Below are 22,941 nucleotides of genomic sequence, written 5' to 3'. Positions count from 1 at the left end.
CCTGACGTTCATCCGGCCCCGTCACTCCGGGGATGCTCCGGTGTGAGGCCCGCCTTCCACGCGGCCTCCGCGGGGCCCTCGTCCCGTCTGGGGAAGTGGGGGCCGCGGCGACCGGGGCGCTGGCGTTGGCGTTCGCGTACGGGCCACAGCAGGACGTACGCGGTGGAGGCGGCCACGAAGGCCAGCCGGATCAGGCCCTTGGTCGAGTCGTCGTGGACGACGAAGACGCTGCCGTACAGGGTGATCAGGGCCAGCCAGCTCCACCAGGGGACCAGGCGGCGCTGGCCGACGACGTCCCAGAGCAGGGTGCCCAGCAGCACGGACGCCGTGTAGTAGGTGTAGACGCTGGGGTCCAGGACGATACGGGCGTTGGCGCCGAGCAGCACGACCGCCGCCCACCGGCCGCGCCAGACGGCTATGCAGCCCAGTACGAGTCCGAGCGCGGCCTGTGCGGGGCGGTCCCAGCCGGGGGTTTCCGGGTCGCCCACGCCGAGCCAGCGCAGGGCGGACGCCGGGTGGTTGGGGATGGCGAACTTCGCGGCGGCGAAGGAGTGCGGGTCGACGACGAAGAACGGCAGCCAGGCCACGGCGACCAGCCCCGCGCACCACATGCCCGCCTTCAGCCACTGGCCCTTCGGGAGCGCCAGGAGCAGCGGCATGAAGGCCAGCGCGGTCGGTTTCGAGTCCATGGCCAGGGCCAGGAAGATGCCGGTGGTCATCGCGTTGCCGCGGGTGATGGACCGTACGGCCAGCGCGGTGAAGAACAGCGCGAGCACGTCGTCGAGGTGGCCGAAGCGGACCGAGACCTCGATCCACATGGGGATGAAGGCGAGGCCCGCGATGAGGACGCGCTGGCGCAGCCGCTGGTGGTTGGTGCCGGTGCCGAGGAAGTACGTGGCGGCGCTGCGCCCGGCGAGCACCACGATGACCAGGCCGAGCACCGACATGACCAGTGCGGCGAGGAACTGCCCGGTGTGCTCGGAGAACGGGTTGAACAGTCCGGCCACCAGGAAGCTGATCGGGCCCATCTGGAGCTCGGGGTGGTGCGCGTACAGGTTCAGCCCGCCGTCGCCGCCGCCGGCCGCTCCCTGGTAGATCAGCTCGCCGCCGGCCCGCAGAGAGTGCCAGGAGAAGCCGCCGTTCGGCTCCACCACGGCGAACCACAGGGCGGCCCACCCGGTGAGCAGCATCAAGTGCATCCGCTGACTGATTGCCGGCACGCTCAACTCCCGTTTCCCGCCGGGGGCTTCTCCCGGCGCACAGCCCGCCGTAGAAGATGCCACAGCGGACTCAAAGGTTGCGCGGCGGGCAGGAGCCCCCGGCCGTGCGGCCGGGGGTGCGGGCGCTCAGCTCTCCACGGCCACCGGGCCGCCCGTCAGAGTCCGCTCCGCGTTGCGGCGGGTCTTCGCCCAGCCGTTGCGGCCCCGCAGCATGCGGACGAAGGCCCGCGCCGACGCAGGGAAGAGATGGTACGCGTACAGCCACAGCGCGAGTCCCCACACCAGGGAGACCAGCAGGGAGCGGCCGGGGGCGCGGTCCCGTCGGTAGACGGGGCCCCACAGGACGAACGGCAGGACGGAGAGCGCGGTCAGCGCGATCAGCAGGGGCCAGAGCGCGAGGACGCGGCCCAGGACCGTACCGGCGCCGTCGTCGGCGGCGGCGAGCCCGAGGAAGGCGAGCATGACGGCGGTGAGCACCAGCGTCGCGAGGTGCGCCACGGGCTGGAAGAAGGTGTAGAGCGTCTCCAGCACGCCCCGGCCGCCGTAGTGCCGGGAGGAGACGATGCGCGGCGCGTAGCGCACGCACTGGAGGTTGCCCTGGGCCCAGCGGGTGCGCTGGGTGAGGTGGCGGCGGGCGAGCGGCAGGCCCTCCTGGGAGACCCAGGTCTCGGCGATGTGCGTGATGCGGTAGCCGCCGAGGATCATGTGCAGGCCCAGTTCGTAGTCCTCCAGCAGCGCGCCCTGCTGCCAGGGGCGGCGCTCGGCCTGCGCGATCCGGTCGAGGGCGGTCAGCCGGGTGAACTGGCCGTTGCCGCCGAGGCCGACGGAGCCGGTGCGGGTGCGCAGCAGCTGCATGCCCGCGTTGGAGACGGAGAACTCCATGTCCTGCATGCGGACGAGCAGCCGGGCGGCGGCGTTGCGGGCCCGGCCGCGGCCGGGCAGGGGGGTGCGCTCCTCGACGTTCCGCATCCGGACGCTGACCTGCACGCCGCCGATGTCGGGGTCGCCGAGGGCGGACGGGCCGCTGACGCGGGTGAGGGCGTGGGGGTCGAGCTGGCCGTCGGCGTCGACGACGCACACGACGACACGGTCGCGCGGCACGGCCTCGGAGCCGCCGAGGTAGCGGTTCAGCTCGTCGTACGCGGCGTTGAGGGCCGCGCCCTTGCCCTTGCGGGCGTCGGGGCGGCGGCGCCGTACGAGGTGCACCTGGGTGTCCTCGGCGGCGAGCTTTTCGACGATCGTGCCGGTGGCGTCGTCGCTGTCGTCGTCGATGACCCAGACGTGCGCGCGCGGGAAGTCGGCGCGGAGCCGGGCGACGGTGGTGCCGACGACGGGCTCCTCGTCCCGGCAGGGCACGAAGAAGTGCCAGTCGAAGGCGGTGGCGTCACCGCTCTCGGCGGCGGGCCGGCGCAGATAGGAGTAGCGCGCGCCCGCCCAGTACAGGAGGAAGCACAGCAGCAGGAGGAAGGGGAAGCAGAGCAGCAGGGTGTGGGTCGTCACGGGGGCTCCGGGGTCAGGCCGCGGCGGCGAGCGGGGCGGCGGCGGGCTCGGGCGCGGAGGTCGCGTTCTCGGGGGGTTCGGCGATCTCGGCGAGCAGCGCGGTGATCCGCTCGGAGGCGCGGCCGTCGCCGAACGGGCTGGGGAGCGCGGCCAGCCGGCGCAGCCCGTACGGGCCCTCGGCGAGGCGGCGGCGGGCGAGGACGCCGAGGCGCGGGCCGGGCTCGACGAGGTCGGCGAAGTCGGCCATGGCCTCGGGGCGCTCGGTGGAGCGGCGCACCACGATCAGCGGGCGGCCGAGGACGGTGCACTCCTCCTGGATGCCGCCGGAGTCGGAGACGAGCAGCGCGGCGTGCCGGGCGAGGGCCAGGAACTCGCCGTAGCCGAGCGGGCGGCACACGGTCAGAGACGCGAGGAGGTCCTCCAGCCCGGCGGCCTCGATACGGGCGCGGGTGCGGGGGTGCAGCGGCAGCACGACGGGGGTCCGCTCGGCGAGGGCGGCCAGCTCGGTGAGGAGGGCGCGCAGGGCGGCGGGGGAGTCGGTGTTCTCGGGCCGGTGGACGGTCGCGAGGACGTAGCCGTCGGCGGTCAGGCCGTGGCGTACGAGCAGGTCGGCGCGGTCGGCGTCGGTGGGGAGCTGCCTTCGTACGGCCTCGACGACGGTGTTGCCGGTGACGGCTATCCGGTGGTCGGCGACGCCTTCGGCGAGGAGGTTGCGGCGGTTCTCGGCGGTGGCCGCGCACAGCACGTCGGCGAGGCGGTCGATGACGACGCGGTTGTGCTCCTCGGGCATGTTCCGGTCGTGGCTGCGCAGCCCGGCCTCGACGTGCAGGAGCGGGATGCCGCGGGCGTTGGCGGCCAGCGCCCCGGAGAGGGCGGCGTTGGTGTCGCCCTGGACGACGACGGCGAGCGGGGGCTGCTCGGTGAAGACCTCGTCGAGCTGGGCGAGCGCGGCGGAGACCTGGACCGCGCGGGAGCGTCCGCCGATGCCGGTGAGGAAGGTCGGCTCGGGCAGGCCCAGCTCGGTGAGGAAGCGGCCGGAGAGCTCCTCGTCGTAGTGCTGGCCCGTGTGGATGAGGTGCGCGGCGGGGCCGAGGAGGCGGACGAGGTCGGTGAGCTTCACGAGCTCGGGGCGGGTGCCGAGGACGACGGCGACGGAGCGCGGCGGGAGGACGGCGGATATGGAGAGGGGCGCGGGGACGGACACAGGGACTCCAGGAGCTGGCAGGCGGCTACAGCACGTGAGTGTGCGGGCCGTCGGTTGCCCGTCCGGGTGGCGTTCCGTTGTCCTTTGGTTGCTGTTGTCCGAAAAGCGAAAATGAGGGACCTTTGGCCCGTTCGGATCAGGGGCCTTCGGATCAGGGGCCAGGGTCCCCCTCACCGAGGGCGGCGGGGCCCGCCTCGGGCGCGCGGTAGCGGTAGCCCATGCCCCGTACGGACTCCAGCGGGTCGGCGCTCTCGCCCCCGGCGGCCTGCCGCAGCTTGCGGCGCACCCGCAGCACCGCGAACTTCACCCGCTCCGGGCCCACCCCCTCTGGGTCGTCCCACACCCGCGCCAGCAGCTGCTCGGTGGTCACCACCCGGCCCCGGTTGCGCACCAGCACCTGGAGCAGCCGGTACTCGATGCCGCTCAGCCGCACCTCGTGCCCCTGCCAGATCGCCGATCGCCGCTCGGGCACCAGTTGCAGCCCCTGGGCGGCCTCGGCCGTCGCCCACTGGGCGGGGCCGGCCCGCCGCAGCAGCGCCTCGACGCGCGCGAGGAACTCCTCGTTCCCGAACGGCTTGGGCAGATAGTCGTCCGCCCCGGCCCGCAGCCCCCGCACCCGGTCCGACTCCGCGCCGCGCGCCGTCAGCAGCAGGACGGGCAGGTCCGCCATGTCGCGGGTGCGCTCCAGCACCTCCCAGCCGTCGAGCCGCGGCAGATTGATGTCGAGCACCATGAGCGAGGGCCGGTCCGCGAAGAGCCGCCGCAGCCCCTCCCGCCCGTCGCCGGCGTGCACCACCTCGTACCCGGAGCGGGTGAGCAGCACCCGCAGCGCGAGCGCGAGATCGGGGTCGTCCTCGACGACGAGTACGCGCGTCATGACGGGTCCCGCGCGTCGGGCGCGGGCAGCGGCAGCCGGACCCGGAAGACCGCGCCGCCGCCCTCCGCGTCGGCGACGCCGATGGTCCCGCCGTGCAGCTGGACGGTGTCGCGGCTCACCGCGAGGCCGAGTCCCGTGCCCGGGTAGCGGCCGCTGCGGGCGTTGGGGGCCCGTACGAACCCCTGGAAGATCTCGTCCCGGAACCCCTCGGGGACGCCGATGCCGGTGTCGGCGACCTCGATCTCCCAGTGCCCGCCCCGGGGCGCAGCCGTCACCGCGACGTTCCCGCCCCGCGGCGTGAACTTCAGGGCGTTCTCCAGGAGGTTTCCCATCACCTGCTGGAGCCGGTGCTCGTCCCCGCGCACCGGCGGCCCGGCCGCGCAGTCCAGGCTGAGGAAGACGCCCGCCTCCGCCGCCGCGGCCATGCGGTCGTGCACGGCGTTCTCCAGCATCCGCGCCACGCGCACCTCCGCGAACTCCAGCTCCATCTGGGCCGAGCGCGTCGTGGTGGCCGCCAGCAGATCGCTGATCACGCCCCGTATGCGCTCGGCGTTGCGGTGGATCGCGTCCAGGAACATCCGCTGGTCCGCGCTGAGCCGCCCGGCGGCCGGGTCGGTCAGCAGCTCGCAGAAGCTGAGGATGGACGCCAGCGGAGTGCGCAGCTCGTGCGAGGCGGACGCCATGAACCGGTTGCGCCGCCGGACCAGCTCGGTCAGCGCCCGGTTGTCCCGCTCCAGGTCGCGCTCGGCGCGCTTGTGCTCGGTGATGTCCCGCGCCGTCCACAGCGACCCGAGGAGCTGGCCGCGCAGCCGCAGCGGCTCGACCGTGCGCAGGATGGTCCGGCCGTCGGTGAGCGGGATCTCGGCGGAGCGTGGCACGCGGAACGCGCCGGTGGCGATGGCGGCGCCCACCGTCCAGTTCGGCGGGTCGGCGTACAGGGCGAGCACGGACTCGACGATGGGCTCCAGCGGGGCGCCGGCGGAGGTGTCGATCCCGGCCAGCCCGAATATGTCGACGAACCGCTGGTTGACGGCGACGACCGCGCTGCCGAGCCCCTGGAAGACCGCCGCTTCCGGCAGGGCCTCCATGACCGCCTGGAGCCGGTCCCGGTCCGCTGGCGCCATGTTCCTCACCCGCCTCTGTTTCTCACCCGTCTCTCATGGGCGTGAGGAACCAATGATCCCGGAAAGGGAGTTTTCAGGGTGTCCGTACGTGAAGGAGTTGCGCCATCCGATGAACAAGCCAGTGCGGCGGACCGCCGTGTTCTCCCTGTTCCTCGTCTTCTGTCTGCTGGTGTGGGTCACCTGGGTCCAGGCGGCCAAGGCGGGCAGCCTCGACGAGAATCCGCATAACGAGCGGCTGTCCATCGCGAAGTACGCGCATCCGCTCGGCGACATCGTCGTCGGCGGCGACCCGGTCACCGGATCGGCCGCCACCGACGGAGACCTCAAGTACAAGCGCACCTACCGGGACGGCCCGCTCTACGCCCCGGTGACCGGCTACTCCTCCCAGATATACGGATCCACCCAGCTGGAACGCCTCGACCAGTCCGTGCTCGACGGCTCGGACCCCCGGCTGAAGAACCCCGGCCAGGCGCTGCTGCGGGAGTCCCCGAAGCCCGGTGACGTGATCACCACCATCGACCCGGCCGTGCAGAAGGCCGCGTACAAGGCGCTGGGCGGCAAGACCGGCGCGGCCGTCGCCCTCGACCCCGCGACCGGGAAGATCCTGGGCATGGCCAGCACCCCCTCGTACGACCCGGGGAGCTTCGCGGGCATGTCCGCGGCCGACCAGAAGGCGTGGGAGAAGCTCCAGAAGGACCCCGCGCAGCCGATGGTCAACCGCGCGCTGCGCCAGCCGCTCGCGCCCGGTTCGACCTTCAAGCTGGTGGTGGCCGCGGCGGCGCTGGAGAACGGCCTCTACTCCTCCATCGACGAGAAGACCAAGACGCCCGACCCCTATCTGCTGCCGGGCACCCACACCTATGTGCACAACGAGAGCGCCGCGGACCCCTGCGAGAACGCCACTCTCCGCGAGGCCCTCCAGTACTCGTGCAACACCGTCTTCGCGAACATCGCGGTCCACCTCGGCGAGCACAAGCTCAGCGAGCAGGCGGAGAAGTTCGGCTTCAACGACGACAAGGTCGACACCCCGACGCGGGCCTACAAGAGTGTCTTCCCCTCGGGGATGAACGCGGCCCAGACCGGGCTCTCCGGCTTCGGCCAGTTCGACGTCACCGCCACCCCGCTGGAGATGGCCATGGTCACCTCCGCCATCGCCAACGACGGCAAGCTGATGTCCCCCTACGTCGTGGACCGCACCACCGACGGCAGCTCCGGCGCGCTGGACGTCACGAAGCCCCGTACGTACAAGGACGGCCGGGTGATGTCCGCGGACACCGCCCGCCAGCTCCAGTCCGCGATGCGGACGGTCGTCGAGAAGGGCACCGGCGGCAACGCGAAGATCGACGGGCTGACCGTCGGCGGCAAGACCGGCACCGCGCAGCACGGCGTGGACAACAGCGGCAAGCCGTACGCCTGGTTCGTCTCGTACGCGCAGGACAGCCACGGCAAGCAGGTCGCGGTCGCCGTCATGGTCCAGTCCAGCGACGCCGAGCGGGCCGAGGTCTCCGGCAACGGCCAGGCCGCCCCCGTGGCGAAGGCCATGATGCGGGCCGCCCTGCACTGACCGACAGCACCACCGCGTTCTCCGTAGACTGGGCGGCGTGAGTGAGCGCCCCCGAAACGACGACGCCCAGAGCGACGGCCCCGACCGGTTCGACGACGCCGACGACAACGGCGCGGCCGGAGCGGTCGATGAGTTCGACGAGATCGCCGCGGCCGAGACCGGCCGCGACCCCGACCTGGCGGTGATCGAGGCGGGCAGCCGGACCCTGCGCACCCAGTCGGGTCCGCCGCAGGGCGACGGCGTGCCCGCCCGCCCGGCCGGCCCCGAGGTGGAGCGGGCGCTGCGCGAGGTCGAGACGGAGCTCGCGGGGCGCTGGGGCGAGACCAAGCTCGACCCCTCGCTGGTGCGCATCGAGGCGCTGATGGACATCCTGGGGCAGCCGCAGCGCGCCTACCCCTCGATCCACATCACCGGCACCAACGGCAAGACCAGCACCGCCCGCATGATCGAGGCGCTGCTCGGCGGCTTCGACCTCCGTACGGGCCGCTACACGAGCCCGCACGTCCAGTCGGTCACCGAGCGGATCAGCCTGGACGGCGCGCCGATCGCGCCCGAGCGGTTCGTCGAGACGTTCCGCGACATCGAGCCGTACATCCAGATGACCGACGAGCGGCAGGGCTTCCGGCTCTCCTTCTTCGAGGTGCTCACCGCCATGGCGTACGCGGCCTTCGCGGACGCCCCCGTCGACGTCGCCGTCGTCGAGGTCGGCATGGGCGGCACCTGGGATGCGACCAACGTCATCGACGGGTCGGTGGCCGTGGTCACCCCCATCTCCCTCGACCACACCGACCGGCTCGGCTCCACCCCCGGCGAGATCGCCTCGGAGAAGGCCGGGATCGTCAAGAAGGACGCCACGGTCGTCCTCGCGCAGCAGCCCGTGGACGCCGCGCAGGTGCTGCTCAAGCGGGCCGTCGAGGTGGACGCCACGGTGGCCCGCGAGGGCATGGAGTTCGGCGTGGTCTCCCGCGAGGTCGCGGTCGGCGGGCAGCTGCTGACGCTGCGCGGGCTCGGCGGCGAGTACCCGGAGATCTTCCTGCCGCTGTACGGGGCGCACCAGGCGCACAACGCGGCGGTGGCGCTGGCGGCCGTGGAGGCGTTCTTCGGCATCGGCTCGGAGCACGCCCGCACGCTCGACATCGACGTGGTCCGCGCGGCCTTCGCCGCGGTCGTCTCGCCGGGCCGGCTGGAGGTCGTGCGCAGCAGCCCGTCCGTGGTGCTGGACGCGGCCCACAACCCGGGCGGCGCGCGGGCGGCGGCCGAGGCGGTCACCGAGGCGTTCGGCTTCAGCCGGCTGATCGGGGTCGTCGGCGCGAGCGAGGGCAAGGACGTACGGGGCCTGCTGGAAGCTTTTGAGCCGATTTTCACCGAGGTCGTGGTGACCCGGAACTCCAGCCACCGCGCGCTGGACGCGGACGAGCTGGCGGCCGTCGCGGTCGAGGTGTTCGGCTCGGAGCGGGTGCAGGTCGAGCCGCGGCTGGACGACGCGCTGGAGGCGGCGATCACGCTGGCCGAGGAGGAGGGCGAGTTCTCGGGCGCCGGGGTGCTGGTGACCGGGTCCGTGATCACGGTCGGCGAGGCGCGCATGCTGCTGGGGAGGGGCTGACTGATATGCGTACGTTGTGTGCGTCCACTCTGATCGGTGAATTCTTCGTCATCGGCTTCGCCGGGCTGGTCGCCATGCAGACGAGCGACCTGTCGACGGGCACGGTCTGGGCGGTCAGCGGCACCGCGATGGTGCTCAGCGTGCTGCTGTGCGGGATGCTGAGCCGGCCCGGCGGCGTGCAGCTCGGCTGGCTGCTCCAGATCGGGCTGGTCGCGAGCGGTTTCGTGGTGCCGATGATGTTCATCCTGGGCGTGGTCTTCGGCGGGCTGTGGTGGGCGTCGGTGCACTTCGGCCGGAAGGTGGACGAGGCGAAGGCCCGGTTCGCGGCCTCGGCCGACGCCGCGTGACGGCCTCGGCTGACGCTGCGTGACGGCCCGGCCCGTCGCCCCTGTAGCCTCGGATCACTCTCTTGCCGTAACACTCTTGCCGCGACATTTTTGCCGCAACACTCTTGCCGTACGCACCGAAGGAGCCCACCCCGTGAGCCAGCGCACCCTCGTCCTCCTCAAGCCCGACGCGGTCGCGCGCGGACTCGTCGGCGAGATCATCGGCCGTATCGAGCGCAAGGCGGGCTGGAGCATCAGCGCGCTGGAGCTGCGGACCCTGGACCGGGCGATCCTTGAGCAGCACTACGCCGAGCACGTGGGCCGGGAGTTCTACGAGCCGCTGCTGGCCTTCATGTCCTCCGGCCCGGTGGCGGCGCTGATCGTCGAGGGCGAGCGGGTCATCGAAGGGGTGCGGACGCTGGCCGGTCCCACGGACCCGATCAAGGCTCAGGGCGGCTCCATCCGTGGCGACTTCGGGACCATCACCCGGGAGAACCTCATCCACGCCTCGGACTCCGAGGAGTCCGCGGAGCGCGAAATCAAGATTTTCTTCCCGGCCGCCGTCTGACGCGAAGTCATCTGCTTACCTTGCTGACCAGGGGCGACCGATACGCTTCGGTCGCCCGGCGGTCCTTTCCGCGGCGAACGGGGGAACCCGTCACCCCGACACGGCGTCCCCATTACTGGGGCAGGCTCATATTCCGCTGACAATGGCGGAGGAACCCTCGCACCGCGTTCGAGCGGGCGAGACTACGATGGAAGCTCCCGCGCCCCGTGGCGCACCGCAACCTGCCGCCCTCAAGTAAGCATCGCTCCAGCTGGGAAGGCCAGACGTATCCTCATGGGGAACAACATGTCGTTCATCGGCCGTGACATGGCTGTCGACCTCGGGACCGCCAACACGCTGGTGTACGTCAGAGGCCGCGGCATCGTCCTCAACGAGCCGTCGGTCGTCGCCATCAACACCAACACCGGCGGCATTCTGGCGGTCGGCGCCGAGGCCAAGAAGATGATCGGCCGGACCCCCGGCAACATCGTGGCCGTGCGCCCCCTCAAGGACGGCGTGATCGCGGACTTCGAGATCACCGAGCGGATGCTCCGCTACTTCATCCTCAAGATCCACAAGCGCCGGTGGATGGCCCGCCCGCGCGTCGTGGTCTGCGTGCCCTCCGGCATCACCGGCGTCGAGCGCCGCGCCGTCATCGAGGCGTCCACCCAGGCCGGCGCCCGCCAGGTGCACATCATCGAGGAGCCGATGGCCGCCGCGATCGGCTCCGGCCTGCCGGTCCACGAGGCCACCGGCAACATGGTCGTCGACATCGGCGGCGGCACCACCGAGGTCGCCGTCATCTCGCTCGGCGGAATCGTCACGGCGCAGTCCATCCGCGTCGCCGGCGACGAGCTGGACAACGCGATCATCCAGCACATCAAGAAGGAGTACAGCCTCCTCCTCGGCGAGCGCACCGCCGAGAGCATCAAGATCACCATCGGCTCGGCGTACGACCTCGACAAGGACGAGCACACCGAGATCCGCGGCCGCGACCTCGTCTCCGGCCTCCCCAAGACCGTGGTGATCTCCGCCGCCGAGGTCCGCAAGGCCATCGAGGAGCCCGTCAACTCCATCGTCGACGCGGTCAAGACCACCCTCGACAAGTGCCCGCCGGAGCTCTCCGGCGACGTCATGGACCGCGGCATCGTGCTCACCGGAGGCGGCGCCCTGCTCCGCGGCCTCGACGAGCGGCTGCGCCGCGAGACCGGCATGCCGATCCACATCGCCGAGGACCCGCTGGACTCCGTCGCCCTCGGCTCCGGCAAGTGCGTCGAGGAGTTCGAGGCGCTCCAGCAGGTGCTGGACGCCCAGCCCCGCCGATGACCGCCGTGCGCCGCCTTCCCGCCGGGACCCCCGGCCGGAAGGGGCGCACCGGCATGGACGACGACCGTCCGCGCGCCGGATCGTTGATATACAGGTCGTTGATGTACAGGCACGAGGGCCTTCGCGCCCCCTGATCGACCCTGATCCCCAGGACAGGTCCTAACGCTCCCGATGACCGGTCCGGGCCCGCAGCCGACCGGCCCGACGAGAAGGGCACGCCGCCGCACGTGAGGGACACACGAGAGAGCCGGCTGCTACTGGTGCTGCTGGTCGCCGTCGCGTTCGCACTGATCACGATGGACATCCGCGGCGGCGAGCAGTCCCCGCTCGACGGCGCCCGCCGCGTCGCCGCGTCCGCCTTCGGCCCGGTCGAACGGGGCGTCGCCGCCGCCGTCGACCCCGTCGGCAACGCCGTCGCCGCCGTCCGCGACTCCGGCGGCCGGCACAGCCGGATCAGCGAACTGGAGCGCGAGAACACCGCCCTGCGGCAGAAGCTCGGCAGCGACGACCGCAACCGCGGCCGGGTCCGCGAGCTCGACAAGCTCCTCAAGACCGCCGGAGCCGGCCAGTACGGCATCAAGGGCGCCCAGGTCATCGCCATAGGAGCGGCCCAGGGCTTCTCCTGGACCGTCACCATCGACGCGGGCGCGAACGACGGCCTGAGGCGCGACATGACCGTCATAAACGGCGACGGCCTCGTCGGCCGCGTCACCACCGTCTCCGCCACCACCGCCACCGTGCTGCTCGCCGGCGACCCCAAGTTCACCGTCGGCACCCGGATGGAGAAGACCGGCGAGATCGGCTTCGCGGGCGGCCAGGGCGAGGGCGCCCTCAAGGTCGAACTCCTCAACGGCAAGGCCGCCGTGAAGAAGGGCGACCGCCTCGTCACCTTCGGCTCCAGCAAGGACAAGCCCTTCGTCCCCGGCGTCCCGGTCGGCGAGGTCGTCCGCGTCGACCCCTCCCACGGCGACCTGACCCGCACCCTCCAGGTACGGCCCTTCGTCGGCTTCACCAAGCTCGACGTCGTCGGCATCGTCGTCCAGCCGCCGCGCCAGGACCCGCGGGACACCGTGCTGCCGCAGAAGTCCACCCCCAAGCCCACGCCGACGGTGACGGTCACCGCCAAACCCACCACGGGCGCCACCCCCAGGAGCTGACCGATGCGCCTCAACCGGACCCTGCTCGCCACGCTCCTGGTCGTCGTCGCCCTCGTGGTCCAGGTCTGCGTCCTCGCCCGGCTCCACCTGCCCGGCGCCGTCCCCGACCTGCTGCTGCTCGTCGTCGTCAGCCTCGCCCTCGTCTACGGACACGTCGCCGGCTGCCTCATCGGCTTCGGCGCCGGACTGCTCGCCGACCTCGCGCCGCCCGCCGACCACGCCGCCGGCCGCTACGCCCTCGTGCTCTGCCTGATCGGCTACCTCGCCGGACTCGTCAAGCCCGACAACGGCCGGCTCCGCTCCGCCGCCGGACCGCTCGTCGTCGTCCTCGCCGCCGCCATCGGCTCCACCCTGCTGTACGCGGGCGTCGGCTCCCTCGTCGGCGACTCCGCCTCCCGCCACGTCGGCGTCACCCGCCTCCTGCTCACCGCCGCCCTCTACGACGTGCTGCTGGCCCCCTTCACCGTGCCGGTGATCATGGCCCTGGCCCGCCGCACCGAGTACGACCCGCTCGCCGGCGAGAGCGGATCGGGCTCGGCGGGCAGCGAGAGCACCTGGCTGACCTCGTACGGCACGGGCCGCGGCGGCAAGCTCGGCAAGAGCGCGGGCATCGGCGGCCAGCGCGGCGGGCTGCTCACCAAGCCGACGAAGGGCAAGGCGGGCCGGCTCAAGGGGGTCAAGCGCCTGTGAGGCCGCCCGCCGGGCCGCGCGCCCGCCCGGATCACGACCAGGACCAGGACCAGCCACAGGAGGGGGCAGCGTGACCAACATCCCGGAGACCGGCCGCACGTCCCGCGTCAACATCCGGCTCATCATCATCCAGATCCTGGTCTTCTCCCTCCTGCTGACCCTCGGCGGCCGCCTCTGGTACCTCCAGATCCGCAACGGCGACGAATACACCGCCGAAGCCGCCAACAACCACATCCAGCAGGTCGTCGACCCCGCCACCCGCGGCTCGATACTGGACGCCCGCGGCGTGCCCCTCGCCGACAACGAGACCCGGCTCGTCGTCACCGCCGACCGCACCCAGCTGATGCGGATGAAGGACCGCGGCAAGGCCGTACTCGGCCGCCTCGCCGACGTCCTCGGCCTCAAGGCCGACGACGTCGCCGCCAAGGTCCGGCTCTGCGACGCCAAGACGCCCCGCCCCTGCTGGAACGGCTCCCCCTACCAGCCCATCCCCATCACCGACGAGGCCACCACCCAGCAGGCCCTCCAGATCCGCGAGCGCGCCGAGGAATTCCCCGGCATCACCGCCGAGCCCACGCCCGTACGCCGCTACGCGGGCCCCGGCAAGTCCAACACCGCCCAGGTGCTCGGCTACCTCTCGCCCGTCACCGACGACGAGATCACCAAGGCCAAGAACACCCGCTCCCCGCTGCTGCGCTCCGACCAGATCGGCCGCTCCGGGCTGGAGCGGCAGTACGACGCCGTGCTGCGCGGCACCGCGGGCGTCACCCGCTACGAGGTCGACAACCTCGGCCGCGTCATCGGCAAGGCCAAGAGCGACAAGCCGCAGCCCGGCTCCAACCTCGTCACCAGCATCGACGCGCGGGTCCAGGCCATAGCGGAGAAAGAGCTCGACCAGGCGATGAAGGACGCCCGCAAGGAGTTCGACAAGAACACCGGCCGCAACTACAAGGCCGACGCGGGCTCCGTCGTCGTGATGGAGGCCAAGACCGGCCGCGTCGTCGCCATGGCCTCCAACCCCACCTACGACCCCAACGCCTGGGTCGGCGGCATCTCCGGCAAGGACTACAAGCAGCTCACCGGCAAGGACTCCAACTACCCGCTGCTCAACCGCGCCATCCAGGGCCAGTCCGCCCCCGGATCGGTCTTCAAGGCCATCTCCGCGACCGCCGCCGTCAACGCCGGATACGACTTCGACGGCAAGTACAACTGCTCCAGCTCGTACAGCATCGGCAACCAGGTCTTCAAGAACTTCGAGTCCAAGGGGTACGGACCGATCAACCTCGGCCGCGCCCTGGAGGTCTCCTGCGACACCGTCTTCTACGACCTGGCCTACCGCCAGTGGCAGAAGGACGGCGGCAACAACCCCAAGCACCCCAACGACTGGTTCTACAAGACCGCCCACCAGTTCGGCCTCGGCAACGAGACCGGCGTCGACCTCCCCAACGAGGTCAGCGGCCGGGTCCCGGACCGCCAGTGGAAGAAGAAGTACTGGGAGGCCAACAAGGACTCCTGGTGCCGGCAGGGCAAGGACGACGACAGCTACGCCGGGAAGATCGCCAAGGAGAACTGCGAATCCGGCATGCGCATGCGCGCCGGCGACTCCGTCAACTACTCCATCGGCCAGGGCGACACCCTCGTCACCCCCATCCAGATGGCCACCATCTACTCGGCCATCAGCAACGGCGGCACCCTCTACAACCCCACCGTCGGCAAGGCCGTCGTCAGCCCCGACGGCAAGCACGTCGACGAGATCGCCCCCAAGTCCCACGGCAAGCTGCCCTTCAAGGGCGACACCCGCGACCAGCTCGACTCCGCGCTCGCGGGCGTCGCCACCCGCGGCAGCGCCGCCTGGCGGTTCCAGGGCTGGCCGCAGAAGCAGATCCCGATGCACGCCAAGACCGGTACCGCGGAGGTCTACGGCAAGCAGACCACCTCCTGGTTCACGACGTACACCAAGGACTACACGGTCGTCATGACCATCTCCCAGGGCGGCACCGGCTCCGGCGCCTCCGGGCCCGCCGTGCGCAAGATCTACGACGCGCTCTACGGAGTCGACGACAAGGGCCACATCGACGGGAAGAAGGCGCTCCTGCCGCGCCCCGAGGCCAAGCTTCCCAAGATCGAGAGCGACGGCTCCATCGAGGCCCAGGCCATCGGGAGGCGGCAGCGGTGACCACCACCCACGGCTTCTCCATCAGCCGCTACGCGCCCGAGCGCTCCGCCTGGCGCAAGCTCCTCGCCCGCGACTCCATCGTGCGCCGTCTCGACTGGTTCATGCTGCTGGCCGCCTTCGCGCTGTCCGCGATGAGCACCCTGCTCGTCTACTCCGCCACCCGCGGCCGCACCGAGCTCAACCACGGCGACCCGTACTACTTCCTGCTCCGCAACGCCCTCAACATCGGCATAGGGATCGCCCTCGCCGTCGGCACCATCTGGCTCGGCCACCGCACCCTGCGCGGCGCCGTCCCCATCCTGTACGGCGTCTCGGTGCTCCTCACCGCCGCCGTCCTCACCCCGCTGGGCGCCACCATCAACGGCGCGCGCTCCTGGATCCAGCTCCCCGCGGGCTTCTCCGTCCAGCCCTCCGAGTTCATCAAGATCACCATCACCCTCGGCATGGCCATGCTGCTGGCCGCCAAGGTCGACGCGGGCGACCGCCCCTACCCCGACCACCGCACCGTCCTCCAGGCCCTCGGCCTCGCCGCGCTGCCGATCCTGATCATCCTGCTGATGCCGGATCTCGGCTCGGTCATGGTGCTCGTCGTGATCGTCCTCGCCGCGCTGCTCGCCTCCGGCGCCTCCAACCGCTGGATCGTCGGACTGATCGGCGCGGGGATCGGGGGCTGCGTCCTGATCTGGCAGCTCGGTGTCCTCGACGAGTACCAGATCAACCGCTTCGCGGCCTTCGCCAACCCCGCCCTCGACCCGGCCGGCGTCGGCTACAACACCAACCAGGCCCGGATCGCCATCGGCTCCGGCCGCCTCACCGGCTCCGGCCTCTTCCACGGCTCCCAGACCACCGGCCAGTTCGTCCCCGAGCAGCAGACCGACTTCATCTACTCCGTCGCGGGCGAGGAACTCGGCTTCATAGGAGCGGGCCTGATCATCGTGCTGCTCGGCGTCGTCCTGTGGCGCGCCTGCCGCATCGCCCGCGAGACCACCGAGCTGTACGGCACCGTCGTCGCCGCCGGGATCATCGCCTGGTTCGCCTTCCAGGCCTTCGAGAACATCGGCATGACGCTCGGCATCATGCCCGTCACCGGGCTGCCGCTGCCCTTCGTCTCCTACGGCGGATCGTCGATGTTCGCCGCCTGGATCGCCATAGGGCTACTCCAGTCGATCAAGGTGCAACGACCGCTCTCGGCCTGACTCGGCCGTGCCCCGCGCGGGTACTGCCCAGACGCCCGGCCCGCGACTACATTCCGGGCCATGGCGGACACCGTGCGCGAGTACGAGCGGAAGTACGAAGCGGCCGGTACGGCCCGGCTGCCCTCGCTGACCGGGGTGAGCCGGGTCAAGACCGTGGCGGACGACGGCGTCGTCGAACTCGACGCCGTCTACTACGACACCGCGGACCGCCGCCTGGCCGCCGCCGGCATCACCCTGCGGCGGCGCACCGGCGGCGACGACGCGGGCTGGCACCTCAAACTTCCCGTCTCCCCGGGCGTACGCGACGAGGTCCGCGCCCCGCTCGCCGACGCCGTGCCGGGCGCGCTCGCCGCGCTCGTACGCTCGCGGGTACGCACCGCCGCGCTCGTACCGCTCCTGCGGCTGCGCACGCGCCGCGGCGTCCACCGGCTGCTGGACGGCGAGGGCCGGCGCCTCGCGGAGGTCGCCGTCGACTCCGTCATGGCGCGTCGGCTCGACGCCGGGAGCGGGGAGCGGACCGCGCGGTGGTCCGAGATCGAGGTGGAGCTGGCCGAGCGGGGCGACGAGGCACTCCTCGACGCCGTGGAGAAGAAGCTCACCAAGGCCGGGCTGCGGCCCGCGGCGGACGATTCGAAGCTGGCGCGGGGGCTGCGGGAGACGGAACCGGAGGGGGCGAAGGACGGCGAGACGGGCCCTTTGCCGTCGCCCCTCCAGGAGAAGCCGCCGGACCCGCCTCCGCCCCCGGTCGCGCGTACCGCCGTCGACCACGTGCTGGCGTACGTACGGCGGCAGGCGGACGCCATCGTCCAGATGGACCCGGCCGTACGCCGCGACCAGCCCGACTCCGTCCACCAGATGCGGGTGGCGACCCGGCGCACCCGCAGCGCGCTGCGCTCGTACGGGAAGGTCCTCGACCGCGCGGCCACCGACCCCGTCGGCGCCGAACTGCGCTGGCTCGCGGGCGAACTCGGCATCGACCGCGACCGCGAGGTGCTCACCGAACGGCTGACGGCCGCCCTCGGCAGGCTGCCGGGCGAACTGTGCACGGGCCCGGTCCGCGCCCGGCTGCGCACCTGGTCCCGCGCCCGCCGCCACGGTTCGCGGCGCCGGCTGCTCGCCGTGCTCGACGGCGAGCGCTATCTGACGCTCCTGGACACCCTCGACGCGCTCGTCGCCGATCCGCCGCTGCGCCCGAAGCGCCCCGAGGACGCGCTGGCGGCGGCCGTACTGCGGGACTACGAGCGCCTCGGCGGACAGATCTCCGCGGCGCTGGAGGAGGAGCCGGGCCCCCGGCGCGACATCGCCATGCACGAGGCCCGCAAGTCGGCGAAGCGCACGCGGTACGCGGCGGAGCTGGCCGCGCCCGCGCTCGGCGAACCGGCCGAGCGCGTCACCGCGCACGCCAAGGCGCTCCAGAGCCTGCTGGGCGAGCACCAGGACAGCGTCATGGCGCGCGAGGCCCTGCGGGAACTGGCGGCGCACGCGCAGGAGGCGGGGGAGAGCGCGTTCACGTACGGGGTGCTGTACGGGCGCCAGGAGCGGGCGGCGGCGGACTGCGAGGAGGGGCTGATGCGCAACGGGACGCGGCTGATGCCGGACCGGATCGCGGCCCTCAAGGGCGAGGAGCCGCCGGCCGCGCCGCGGGTGCGCCGTTGGCTCACGGAGGAGGAGGCAGCGGCGATGGCGTCGGGCGCGAATGAGCCGAGGGCGGGCTTCGCGCGGTGAACGGACGAATCCGGGCGTCCCGGGATCGACCGAACGGCGTGGGGCGGGCCGCTTCAGGCGCGTTAGGCTAGAGAGTCGCCCACCAGTAGTCAGCTCAGGAAAGTTCTCGATGTCTGTCGATTCGGTCTTCCCACAGCTCGAAGCTCTGCTCCCGCATGTGCAGAAGCCCATTCAGTACGTCGGCGGTGAGCTGAACTCCACCGTCAAGGACTGGGACGCCTGCGCGGTCCGCTGGGCGCTCATGTATCCCGACGCGTACGAGGTGGGGCTGCCCAACCAGGGCGTCATGATCCTCTACGAGGTGCTCAACGAGCGCCCGGACGTCCTGGCCGAGCGCACGTACAGCGTCTGGCCGGACCTTGAGGAGCTGATGCGCGAGCACGAGGTCCCGCAGTTCACGGTGGACGCGCACCGCCCGGTCGGGGCGTTCGACGTGTTCGGGCTGTCCTTCTCCACGGAGCTCGGCTACACCAACATGCTCACGGCGCTGGACCTCGCGGGCATCCCGATGGAGTCCAAGGACCGTACGGTCGACCACCCCATCGTGCTGGCCGGCGGCCACGCCGCGTTCAACCCGGAGCCGATCGCGGACTTCATCGACTGCGCGGTCGTCGGCGACGGCGAGCAGGCGGTCCTGGAGATCACCGACATCATCCGGGACTGGAAGGCGGAGGGCCGCCCCGGCGGGCGGGACGAGGTGCTGCTGCGCCTCGCGCGGACGGGCAGTGTGTACGTACCGCGCTTCTACGACGTCGAGTACCTGGCCGACGGCCGGATCGCGCGTGTCGTGCCGAACCGTTCGGGCGTGCCGTGGCGGGTGTCCAAGCACACGGTCATGGACCTGGACGAGTGGCCGTACCCGAAGCAGCCGCTGGTGCCGCTGGCGGAGACGGTGCACGAGCGCATGTCGGTGGAGATCTTCCGCGGCTGCACCAGGGGCTGCCGTTTCTGCCAGGCGGGCATGATCACGCGCCCGGTGCGGGAGCGGTCGATCACCGGCATCGGCGACATGGTGGACAAGGGACTCAAGGCGACGGGCTTCGAGGAGGTCGGCCTGCTGTCGCTGTCCTCGGCGGACCACACGGAGATCGGCGAGATCGCCAAGGGGCTCGCGGACCGGTACACCGACGACAAGGTCGGCCTTTCGCTGCCGTCCACCCGCGTCGACGCCTTCAACATCGACCTCGCCAACGAGCTGACGCGCAACGGCCGCCGCTCCGGGCTGACGTTCGCGCCCGAGGGCGGCTCGGAGCGCATCCGCAAGGTCATCAACAAGATGGTCTCGGAGGAGGACCTGATCCGGACCGTCTCGACGGCGTACGGCAACGGCTGGCGCCAGGTGAAGCTGTACTTCATGTGCGGCCTGCCCACGGAGACGGACGACGACGTCCTCCAGATCGGCGACATGGCCGTCAACGTCATCGCCGAGGGCCGCAAGGTCTCGGGCCAGAACGACATCCGCTGCACGGTCTCCATCGGCGGCTTCGTGCCCAAGCCGCACACCCCGTTCCAGTGGGCCCCGCAGCTCTCCGCCGAGGAGACGGACGCCCGCCTCCAGAAACTCCGCGACAAGATCCGCGGCGACAAGAAGTACGGCCGCTCCATCGGCTTCCGCTACCACGACGGCAAGCCCGGCATCGTCGAGGGCCTCCTCTCCCGCGGCGACCGCCGCATCGGCTCCGTCATCCGCGCGGTCTACGAGGGCGGCGGCCGCTTCGACGGCTGGCGCGAGCACTTCAGCTACGACCGCTGGATGATCGCCGCCGAGAAGACGCTCCCCGAGTACGGCGTGGACGTCGCCTGGTACACCACCCGCGAGCGCACCTACGAGGAGGTCCTCCCCTGGGACCACCTCGACTCGGGCCTGGACAAGGACTGGCTCTGGGAGGACTGGCAGGACGCCCTCGACGAGACGGAGGTCGAGGACTGCCGGTGGACTCCTTGCTTCGATTGTGGGGTGTGCCCCCAGATGGACACGGAGATCCAGATTGGCCCGACGGGCAAGAAGCTGCTGCCGCTGACGGTGTTGAAGTGACGGTTCGCTGAGCGCGCTCACCCGTACGACCCCTGCCTATAGCTTGAATGGCAGGGGTCGTATTTCCGTTTGGGGCGAGGAAATGTTTCTGCATTCATGGGGGCTCGCTATTCTTTATATGTAGGCGCACCTCGCCGCAGCAAAACCTTTGAGAGGGCGGTCCCTATGTCCAAGACCATGATCGATATTGATGACGAGGCGCTGGCGCTGGCGGCCGAGGCGATGGGGACGAAGACGAAGAAGGACACGGTCAACGCGGCGCTCGCGGAAATAGGGGCGCGGCTTCGGCGGCAGCGGGCGTTGGCCGATTTGGTCGCCCTGGATGAGGAAGGCGCTTTCGACTTGGCGCGCGAACCTGGGTTCAAGGGGGAGGTCGGGGGAGCGTGGGAAGTTACGGAGCGGATTGCTTTCTGATCGATGCGTCGGCTGCCGGGCGTATTCATAAAGCGGGGTCCGTGGAGAAATGGGAGCCCGTTCTGCGGCAAGGGCGCATCGGCATGTGCGCGTCGACCGAAGCGGAATTGCTCGTTTCGGCTCGGTCCGTCGAACAGTACGAGCGGATGCACGAGAGTTTCGGGGCTCTTTACACGCGGTGCGGAGTTCCGGGCGACGCCTGGGCGCGGGTGCACGAGCTACAGAGGGGGTTGGCTCGTGCGGGGTGCCACCGGTCCGCCGGCGTGGTCGATCTGCTCGTCGCCGTGACGGCCCTGCACCATCGGCTCACGCTGCTGCACTACGACCGTGACTTCGAGACCATCGCCGAGCACACGGGGCTCAGGACCCAGTGGGTCGCGGAGCCCGGGGGCGTCGACTGATCTTTATGGGGAGCTTGCGGGGGGCGGTGCACACTGGGCCGATGCCACAGCTCATCGCACCCACAACTCGCGTTCACGCCTCCTTTCTCGCCGCTATGGACGAGTTCCGTGCCCAGGGGTACGGAAGTACGGCGCGGAAGTCGACCATGGCCCGGGAGATTCAGGAGTATCACGGGAGGTGGGACGACCCCGAGGTGTTCGCCGGGTATATACGGATGCTGGCGGACGGTATGGCGGGGGAGTCCCAGGGATGGTCGGCCGTGACGACGCTCTGGTATGTCGAGGGGGACGAGTACCTCGGGCGGCTCTCGGTGCGGCATCGGCTCACTCCCGAGCTGCTCGAACTCGGCGGGCACATCGGCTACGGCGTACGGCCCTCCGCGCGTCGCCGCGGGCACGCCACCGGAATGTTGCGGGCCTCGCTGCCCGTCTCGCACTCGCTCGGCATCGATCCGGTACTCGTCACCTGTGACGTCGGCAACATCGCCTCCCGCCGGGTGATCGAGGCGTGCGGCGGCGAGCTGGAGGACGAGCGCGGGGGCAAGCTGCGGTACTGGATCGCCACGTCCGGGTGACCGGGTGGCCGGGGGACCGCCGGGGAGCGGCGCGGCGTGGGGCACGTACCCTTGGAGCAACGTCCGGGCGCGACATCCGGACAGGACGGCGCTCGAACGTGCGCCATCCGGGACGGCGTCCAGTAGCGCCCCCGCACCAAGGAGAAGTGACACTGGGCAAGCGACAGCCCGAAGGCCCGCCGCCCGCACCCGCGGTGCAGCGCATCCGCCTGCGCTACACCAAGCGCGGCCGCCTCCGGTTCACCAGCCACCGTGACTTCCAGCGCGCCTTCGAGCGGGCGCTGCGCCGCGCCGAGGTGCCCATGGCGTACTCGGCGGGATTCACCCCGCACCCCAAGGTGTCGTACGCGAACGCCGCCCCCACCGGTACGGGCAGCGAGGCCGAGTACCTGGAGATCCAGCTCACCGCCGCGCGCGACCCCGAGAAGCTCCGCGTACTGCTGGACGAGTCGATGCCCGCCGGGCTCGACATCACCGACGCGGTGGAGGCGCACACCTCTTCCTTCGCCGACCGGCTGGAGGCTTCCGTATGGGAGCTGCGGCTCGACGGCGTACGGGCCGAGGACGCCGAACGCGCCGTCGCGGCCTTTCTGGCGGCGGAGACCGTGGAGGTCGAGCGCCGTACGAAAAACGGGTTGCGGACCTTCGACGCGCGTGCCGCCGTCGTCCGCCTCGAAGCGCTCGCGGCCCCGGTCGATAGGCCCGACCTCACTGCCTGTGCGATACTGCGGCTGGTTGTTCGGCATTTGACACCTGCCGTTCGACCCGACGACGTCCTGTCCGGTCTCCGCGCCACGGCCGACCTGGCGCCGCCGGTCCCCGCAGCGGTGACCAGGCTGGCGCAGGGGCTGCTCGATGAGGAGTCCGGCACGGTGACCGACCCGCTCGCGCCCGACCGCGACGCTGCCACGGCCGCCCCACCCACGGCCGCCGGGCTGAGTGCCGCGAAGGCGACGGCCGGGGACTCCCCGCCGAAGGCCGGGGAAGGTTCCGCGTAGGACGGCCGTCGACGCGCCGCCGATCCACCAGGGAGCCACCCGGGTCCGGCAGGCGCACTGACCAGGAGACTTTCGCCGGTGCCTACAACTCGGACCCGGCGAGCGAGACGACAGCTCCCGTGCGGCGCCCGCGCCCCGGAGGCGGAACCGCGCACATCACGCGGGCCGCAGACCGGACACAGACGCGGCGCCCGGGAGCGTGACGGGAGAACCGCCCGCATGTTCGAGCCGATCGAACCCAATGAGGCGGCGCGCTACAGCGCCGCCGGGGACAACACAGACG

Annotated in this window: 20 protein-coding genes; 15 read left to right on the top strand and 5 right to left on the bottom strand. The window is 71.4% G+C overall.

Features of this window, described 5'->3' with window-relative positions; translation table 11 throughout:
• Positions 1 to 8 precede the first annotated feature (8 nt).
• The 5 genes from ACFU99_RS05750 to ACFU99_RS05730 form a co-directional block, all read right to left on the bottom strand.
• Positions 9 to 1,220 (bottom strand): hypothetical protein, encoded by a 1,212-nt coding sequence (locus ACFU99_RS05750; protein WP_384386290.1) that lies wholly within the window; start codon positions 1,218 to 1,220, stop codon positions 9 to 11.
• A 126-nt stretch (positions 1,221 to 1,346) separates the two neighbouring features.
• Positions 1,347 to 2,720: a glycosyltransferase gene (locus ACFU99_RS05745; protein ID WP_384386287.1), complete on the bottom strand. Its 1,374-nt coding sequence runs from the start codon at positions 2,718 to 2,720 to the stop codon at positions 1,347 to 1,349.
• A 13-nt stretch (positions 2,721 to 2,733) separates the two neighbouring features.
• The gene (gene wecB, locus ACFU99_RS05740) at positions 2,734 to 3,924 is read right to left on the bottom strand and encodes a non-hydrolyzing UDP-N-acetylglucosamine 2-epimerase (protein ID WP_384386284.1); all 1,191 of its coding nucleotides are present in this window, start codon (positions 3,922 to 3,924) and stop codon (positions 2,734 to 2,736) included.
• A 151-nt stretch (positions 3,925 to 4,075) separates the two neighbouring features.
• Entirely contained in the window at positions 4,076 to 4,801 is a 726-nt protein-coding gene (locus ACFU99_RS05735) for a response regulator transcription factor (RefSeq protein ID WP_384386282.1), read from the bottom strand.
• Entirely contained in the window at positions 4,798 to 5,925 is a 1,128-nt protein-coding gene (locus ACFU99_RS05730; protein WP_384386279.1) for a sensor histidine kinase, read from the bottom strand. Before ACFU99_RS05730 ends, ACFU99_RS05735 begins: the two co-directional genes overlap by 4 nt.
• 109 nt (positions 5,926 to 6,034) lie before the next feature.
• Here ACFU99_RS05730 and ACFU99_RS05725 point away from each other — a divergent pair, with 109 nt between their 5' ends.
• From ACFU99_RS05725 to ACFU99_RS05655, 15 genes are all read left to right on the top strand, one after another.
• Positions 6,035 to 7,489 carry a peptidoglycan D,D-transpeptidase FtsI family protein gene (locus ACFU99_RS05725; RefSeq protein ID WP_384386277.1) on the top strand — a complete coding sequence of 485 codons (1,455 nt, stop codon included), beginning with the start codon at positions 6,035 to 6,037 and terminating at the stop codon, positions 7,487 to 7,489.
• A 37-nt stretch (positions 7,490 to 7,526) separates the two neighbouring features.
• Positions 7,527 to 9,092: a bifunctional folylpolyglutamate synthase/dihydrofolate synthase gene (locus ACFU99_RS05720; protein ID WP_384386274.1), complete on the top strand. Its 1,566-nt coding sequence runs from the start codon at positions 7,527 to 7,529 to the stop codon at positions 9,090 to 9,092.
• A 5-nt stretch (positions 9,093 to 9,097) separates the two neighbouring features.
• Positions 9,098 to 9,439, top strand: coding sequence for a DUF4233 domain-containing protein (locus ACFU99_RS05715; RefSeq protein WP_384386271.1), 342 nt, complete (start codon positions 9,098 to 9,100; stop codon positions 9,437 to 9,439).
• A gap of 133 nt (positions 9,440 to 9,572) precedes the next feature.
• On the top strand, positions 9,573 to 9,986 hold the full coding sequence (ndk, locus tag ACFU99_RS05710) for a nucleoside-diphosphate kinase (protein ID WP_384386268.1): 414 nt from the start codon (positions 9,573 to 9,575) through the stop codon (positions 9,984 to 9,986).
• A 285-nt stretch (positions 9,987 to 10,271) separates the two neighbouring features.
• Positions 10,272 to 11,291 carry a rod shape-determining protein gene (locus ACFU99_RS05705; protein ID WP_030890125.1) on the top strand — a complete coding sequence of 340 codons (1,020 nt, stop codon included), beginning with the start codon at positions 10,272 to 10,274 and terminating at the stop codon, positions 11,289 to 11,291.
• Positions 11,292 to 11,518: 227 nt separating this feature from the next.
• Positions 11,519 to 12,448 carry a rod shape-determining protein MreC gene (gene mreC / locus ACFU99_RS05700; protein WP_384386266.1) on the top strand — a complete coding sequence of 310 codons (930 nt, stop codon included), beginning with the start codon at positions 11,519 to 11,521 and terminating at the stop codon, positions 12,446 to 12,448.
• Between the two features lie 3 nt (positions 12,449 to 12,451).
• Positions 12,452 to 13,138 (top strand): rod shape-determining protein MreD, encoded by a 687-nt coding sequence (mreD, locus tag ACFU99_RS05695; protein ID WP_384386263.1) that lies wholly within the window; start codon positions 12,452 to 12,454, stop codon positions 13,136 to 13,138.
• Between the two features lie 70 nt (positions 13,139 to 13,208).
• Positions 13,209 to 15,314 carry a penicillin-binding protein 2 gene (gene mrdA, locus ACFU99_RS05690; protein ID WP_384386261.1) on the top strand — a complete coding sequence of 702 codons (2,106 nt, stop codon included), beginning with the start codon at positions 13,209 to 13,211 and terminating at the stop codon, positions 15,312 to 15,314.
• Positions 15,311 to 16,510, top strand: coding sequence for a rod shape-determining protein RodA (gene rodA / locus ACFU99_RS05685; protein WP_384386258.1), 1,200 nt, complete (start codon positions 15,311 to 15,313; stop codon positions 16,508 to 16,510). The genes mrdA and rodA overlap by 4 nt, the downstream gene beginning before the upstream one ends.
• A 60-nt stretch (positions 16,511 to 16,570) precedes the next feature.
• The gene (locus ACFU99_RS05680; protein ID WP_384386255.1) at positions 16,571 to 18,235 is read left to right on the top strand and encodes a CHAD domain-containing protein; all 1,665 of its coding nucleotides are present in this window, start codon (positions 16,571 to 16,573) and stop codon (positions 18,233 to 18,235) included.
• Positions 18,236 to 18,344: 109 nt separating this feature from the next.
• Positions 18,345 to 20,270, top strand: a complete 1,926-nt coding sequence (locus ACFU99_RS05675) for a TIGR03960 family B12-binding radical SAM protein (protein ID WP_384386253.1) — start codon at positions 18,345 to 18,347, stop codon at positions 20,268 to 20,270.
• Positions 20,271 to 20,435: 165 nt separating this feature from the next.
• Entirely contained in the window at positions 20,436 to 20,684 is a 249-nt protein-coding gene (locus ACFU99_RS05670) for a type II toxin-antitoxin system VapB family antitoxin (protein WP_384386250.1), read from the top strand.
• Complete coding sequence (locus ACFU99_RS05665; RefSeq protein ID WP_384386247.1) at positions 20,654 to 21,085, top strand: PIN domain nuclease; 432 nt, start codon at positions 20,654 to 20,656, stop codon at positions 21,083 to 21,085. Before ACFU99_RS05670 ends, ACFU99_RS05665 begins: the two co-directional genes overlap by 31 nt.
• A gap of 146 nt (positions 21,086 to 21,231) precedes the next feature.
• Positions 21,232 to 21,660 carry a GNAT family N-acetyltransferase gene (locus ACFU99_RS05660; protein WP_384386245.1) on the top strand — a complete coding sequence of 143 codons (429 nt, stop codon included), beginning with the start codon at positions 21,232 to 21,234 and terminating at the stop codon, positions 21,658 to 21,660.
• 194 nt (positions 21,661 to 21,854) lie between these two features.
• The gene (locus tag ACFU99_RS05655; RefSeq protein WP_384386292.1) at positions 21,855 to 22,658 is read left to right on the top strand and encodes a TIGR03936 family radical SAM-associated protein; all 804 of its coding nucleotides are present in this window, start codon (positions 21,855 to 21,857) and stop codon (positions 22,656 to 22,658) included.
• Positions 22,659 to 22,941 lie beyond the last annotated feature (283 nt).

It is taken from the genome of Streptomyces sp. NPDC057654, from assembly GCF_042800135.1.
Classification (GTDB): Bacteria; Actinomycetota; Actinomycetes; order Streptomycetales; family Streptomycetaceae; genus Streptomyces.
This window is presented reverse-complemented; position numbering and strand designations above follow the sequence as displayed.

What these genes read in the sequence shown, in the direction of transcription:
- ACFU99_RS05735 (WP_384386282.1), bottom strand. Translation starts at nt 4,801, where the DNA reads ATGACGCGCGTACTCGTCGTCGAGGACGACCCCGATCTCGCGCTCGCG.
- ACFU99_RS05730 (WP_384386279.1), bottom strand. Translation starts at nt 5,925, where the DNA reads ATGGCGCCAGCGGACCGGGACCGGCTCCAGGCGGTCATGGAGGCCCTG.
- ACFU99_RS05725 (WP_384386277.1), top strand. Translation starts at nt 6,035, where the DNA reads ATGAACAAGCCAGTGCGGCGGACCGCCGTGTTCTCCCTGTTCCTCGTC.
- ACFU99_RS05715 (WP_384386271.1), top strand. Translation starts at nt 9,098, where the DNA reads ATGCGTACGTTGTGTGCGTCCACTCTGATCGGTGAATTCTTCGTCATC.
- ACFU99_RS05705 (WP_030890125.1), top strand. Translation starts at nt 10,272, where the DNA reads ATGTCGTTCATCGGCCGTGACATGGCTGTCGACCTCGGGACCGCCAAC.
- mreD (WP_384386263.1), top strand. Translation starts at nt 12,452, where the DNA reads ATGCGCCTCAACCGGACCCTGCTCGCCACGCTCCTGGTCGTCGTCGCC.
- ACFU99_RS05680 (WP_384386255.1), top strand. Translation starts at nt 16,571, where the DNA reads ATGGCGGACACCGTGCGCGAGTACGAGCGGAAGTACGAAGCGGCCGGT.
- ACFU99_RS05675 (WP_384386253.1), top strand. Translation starts at nt 18,345, where the DNA reads ATGTCTGTCGATTCGGTCTTCCCACAGCTCGAAGCTCTGCTCCCGCAT.
- ACFU99_RS05670 (WP_384386250.1), top strand. Translation starts at nt 20,436, where the DNA reads ATGTCCAAGACCATGATCGATATTGATGACGAGGCGCTGGCGCTGGCG.
- ACFU99_RS05660 (WP_384386245.1), top strand. Translation starts at nt 21,232, where the DNA reads ATGGCCCGGGAGATTCAGGAGTATCACGGGAGGTGGGACGACCCCGAG.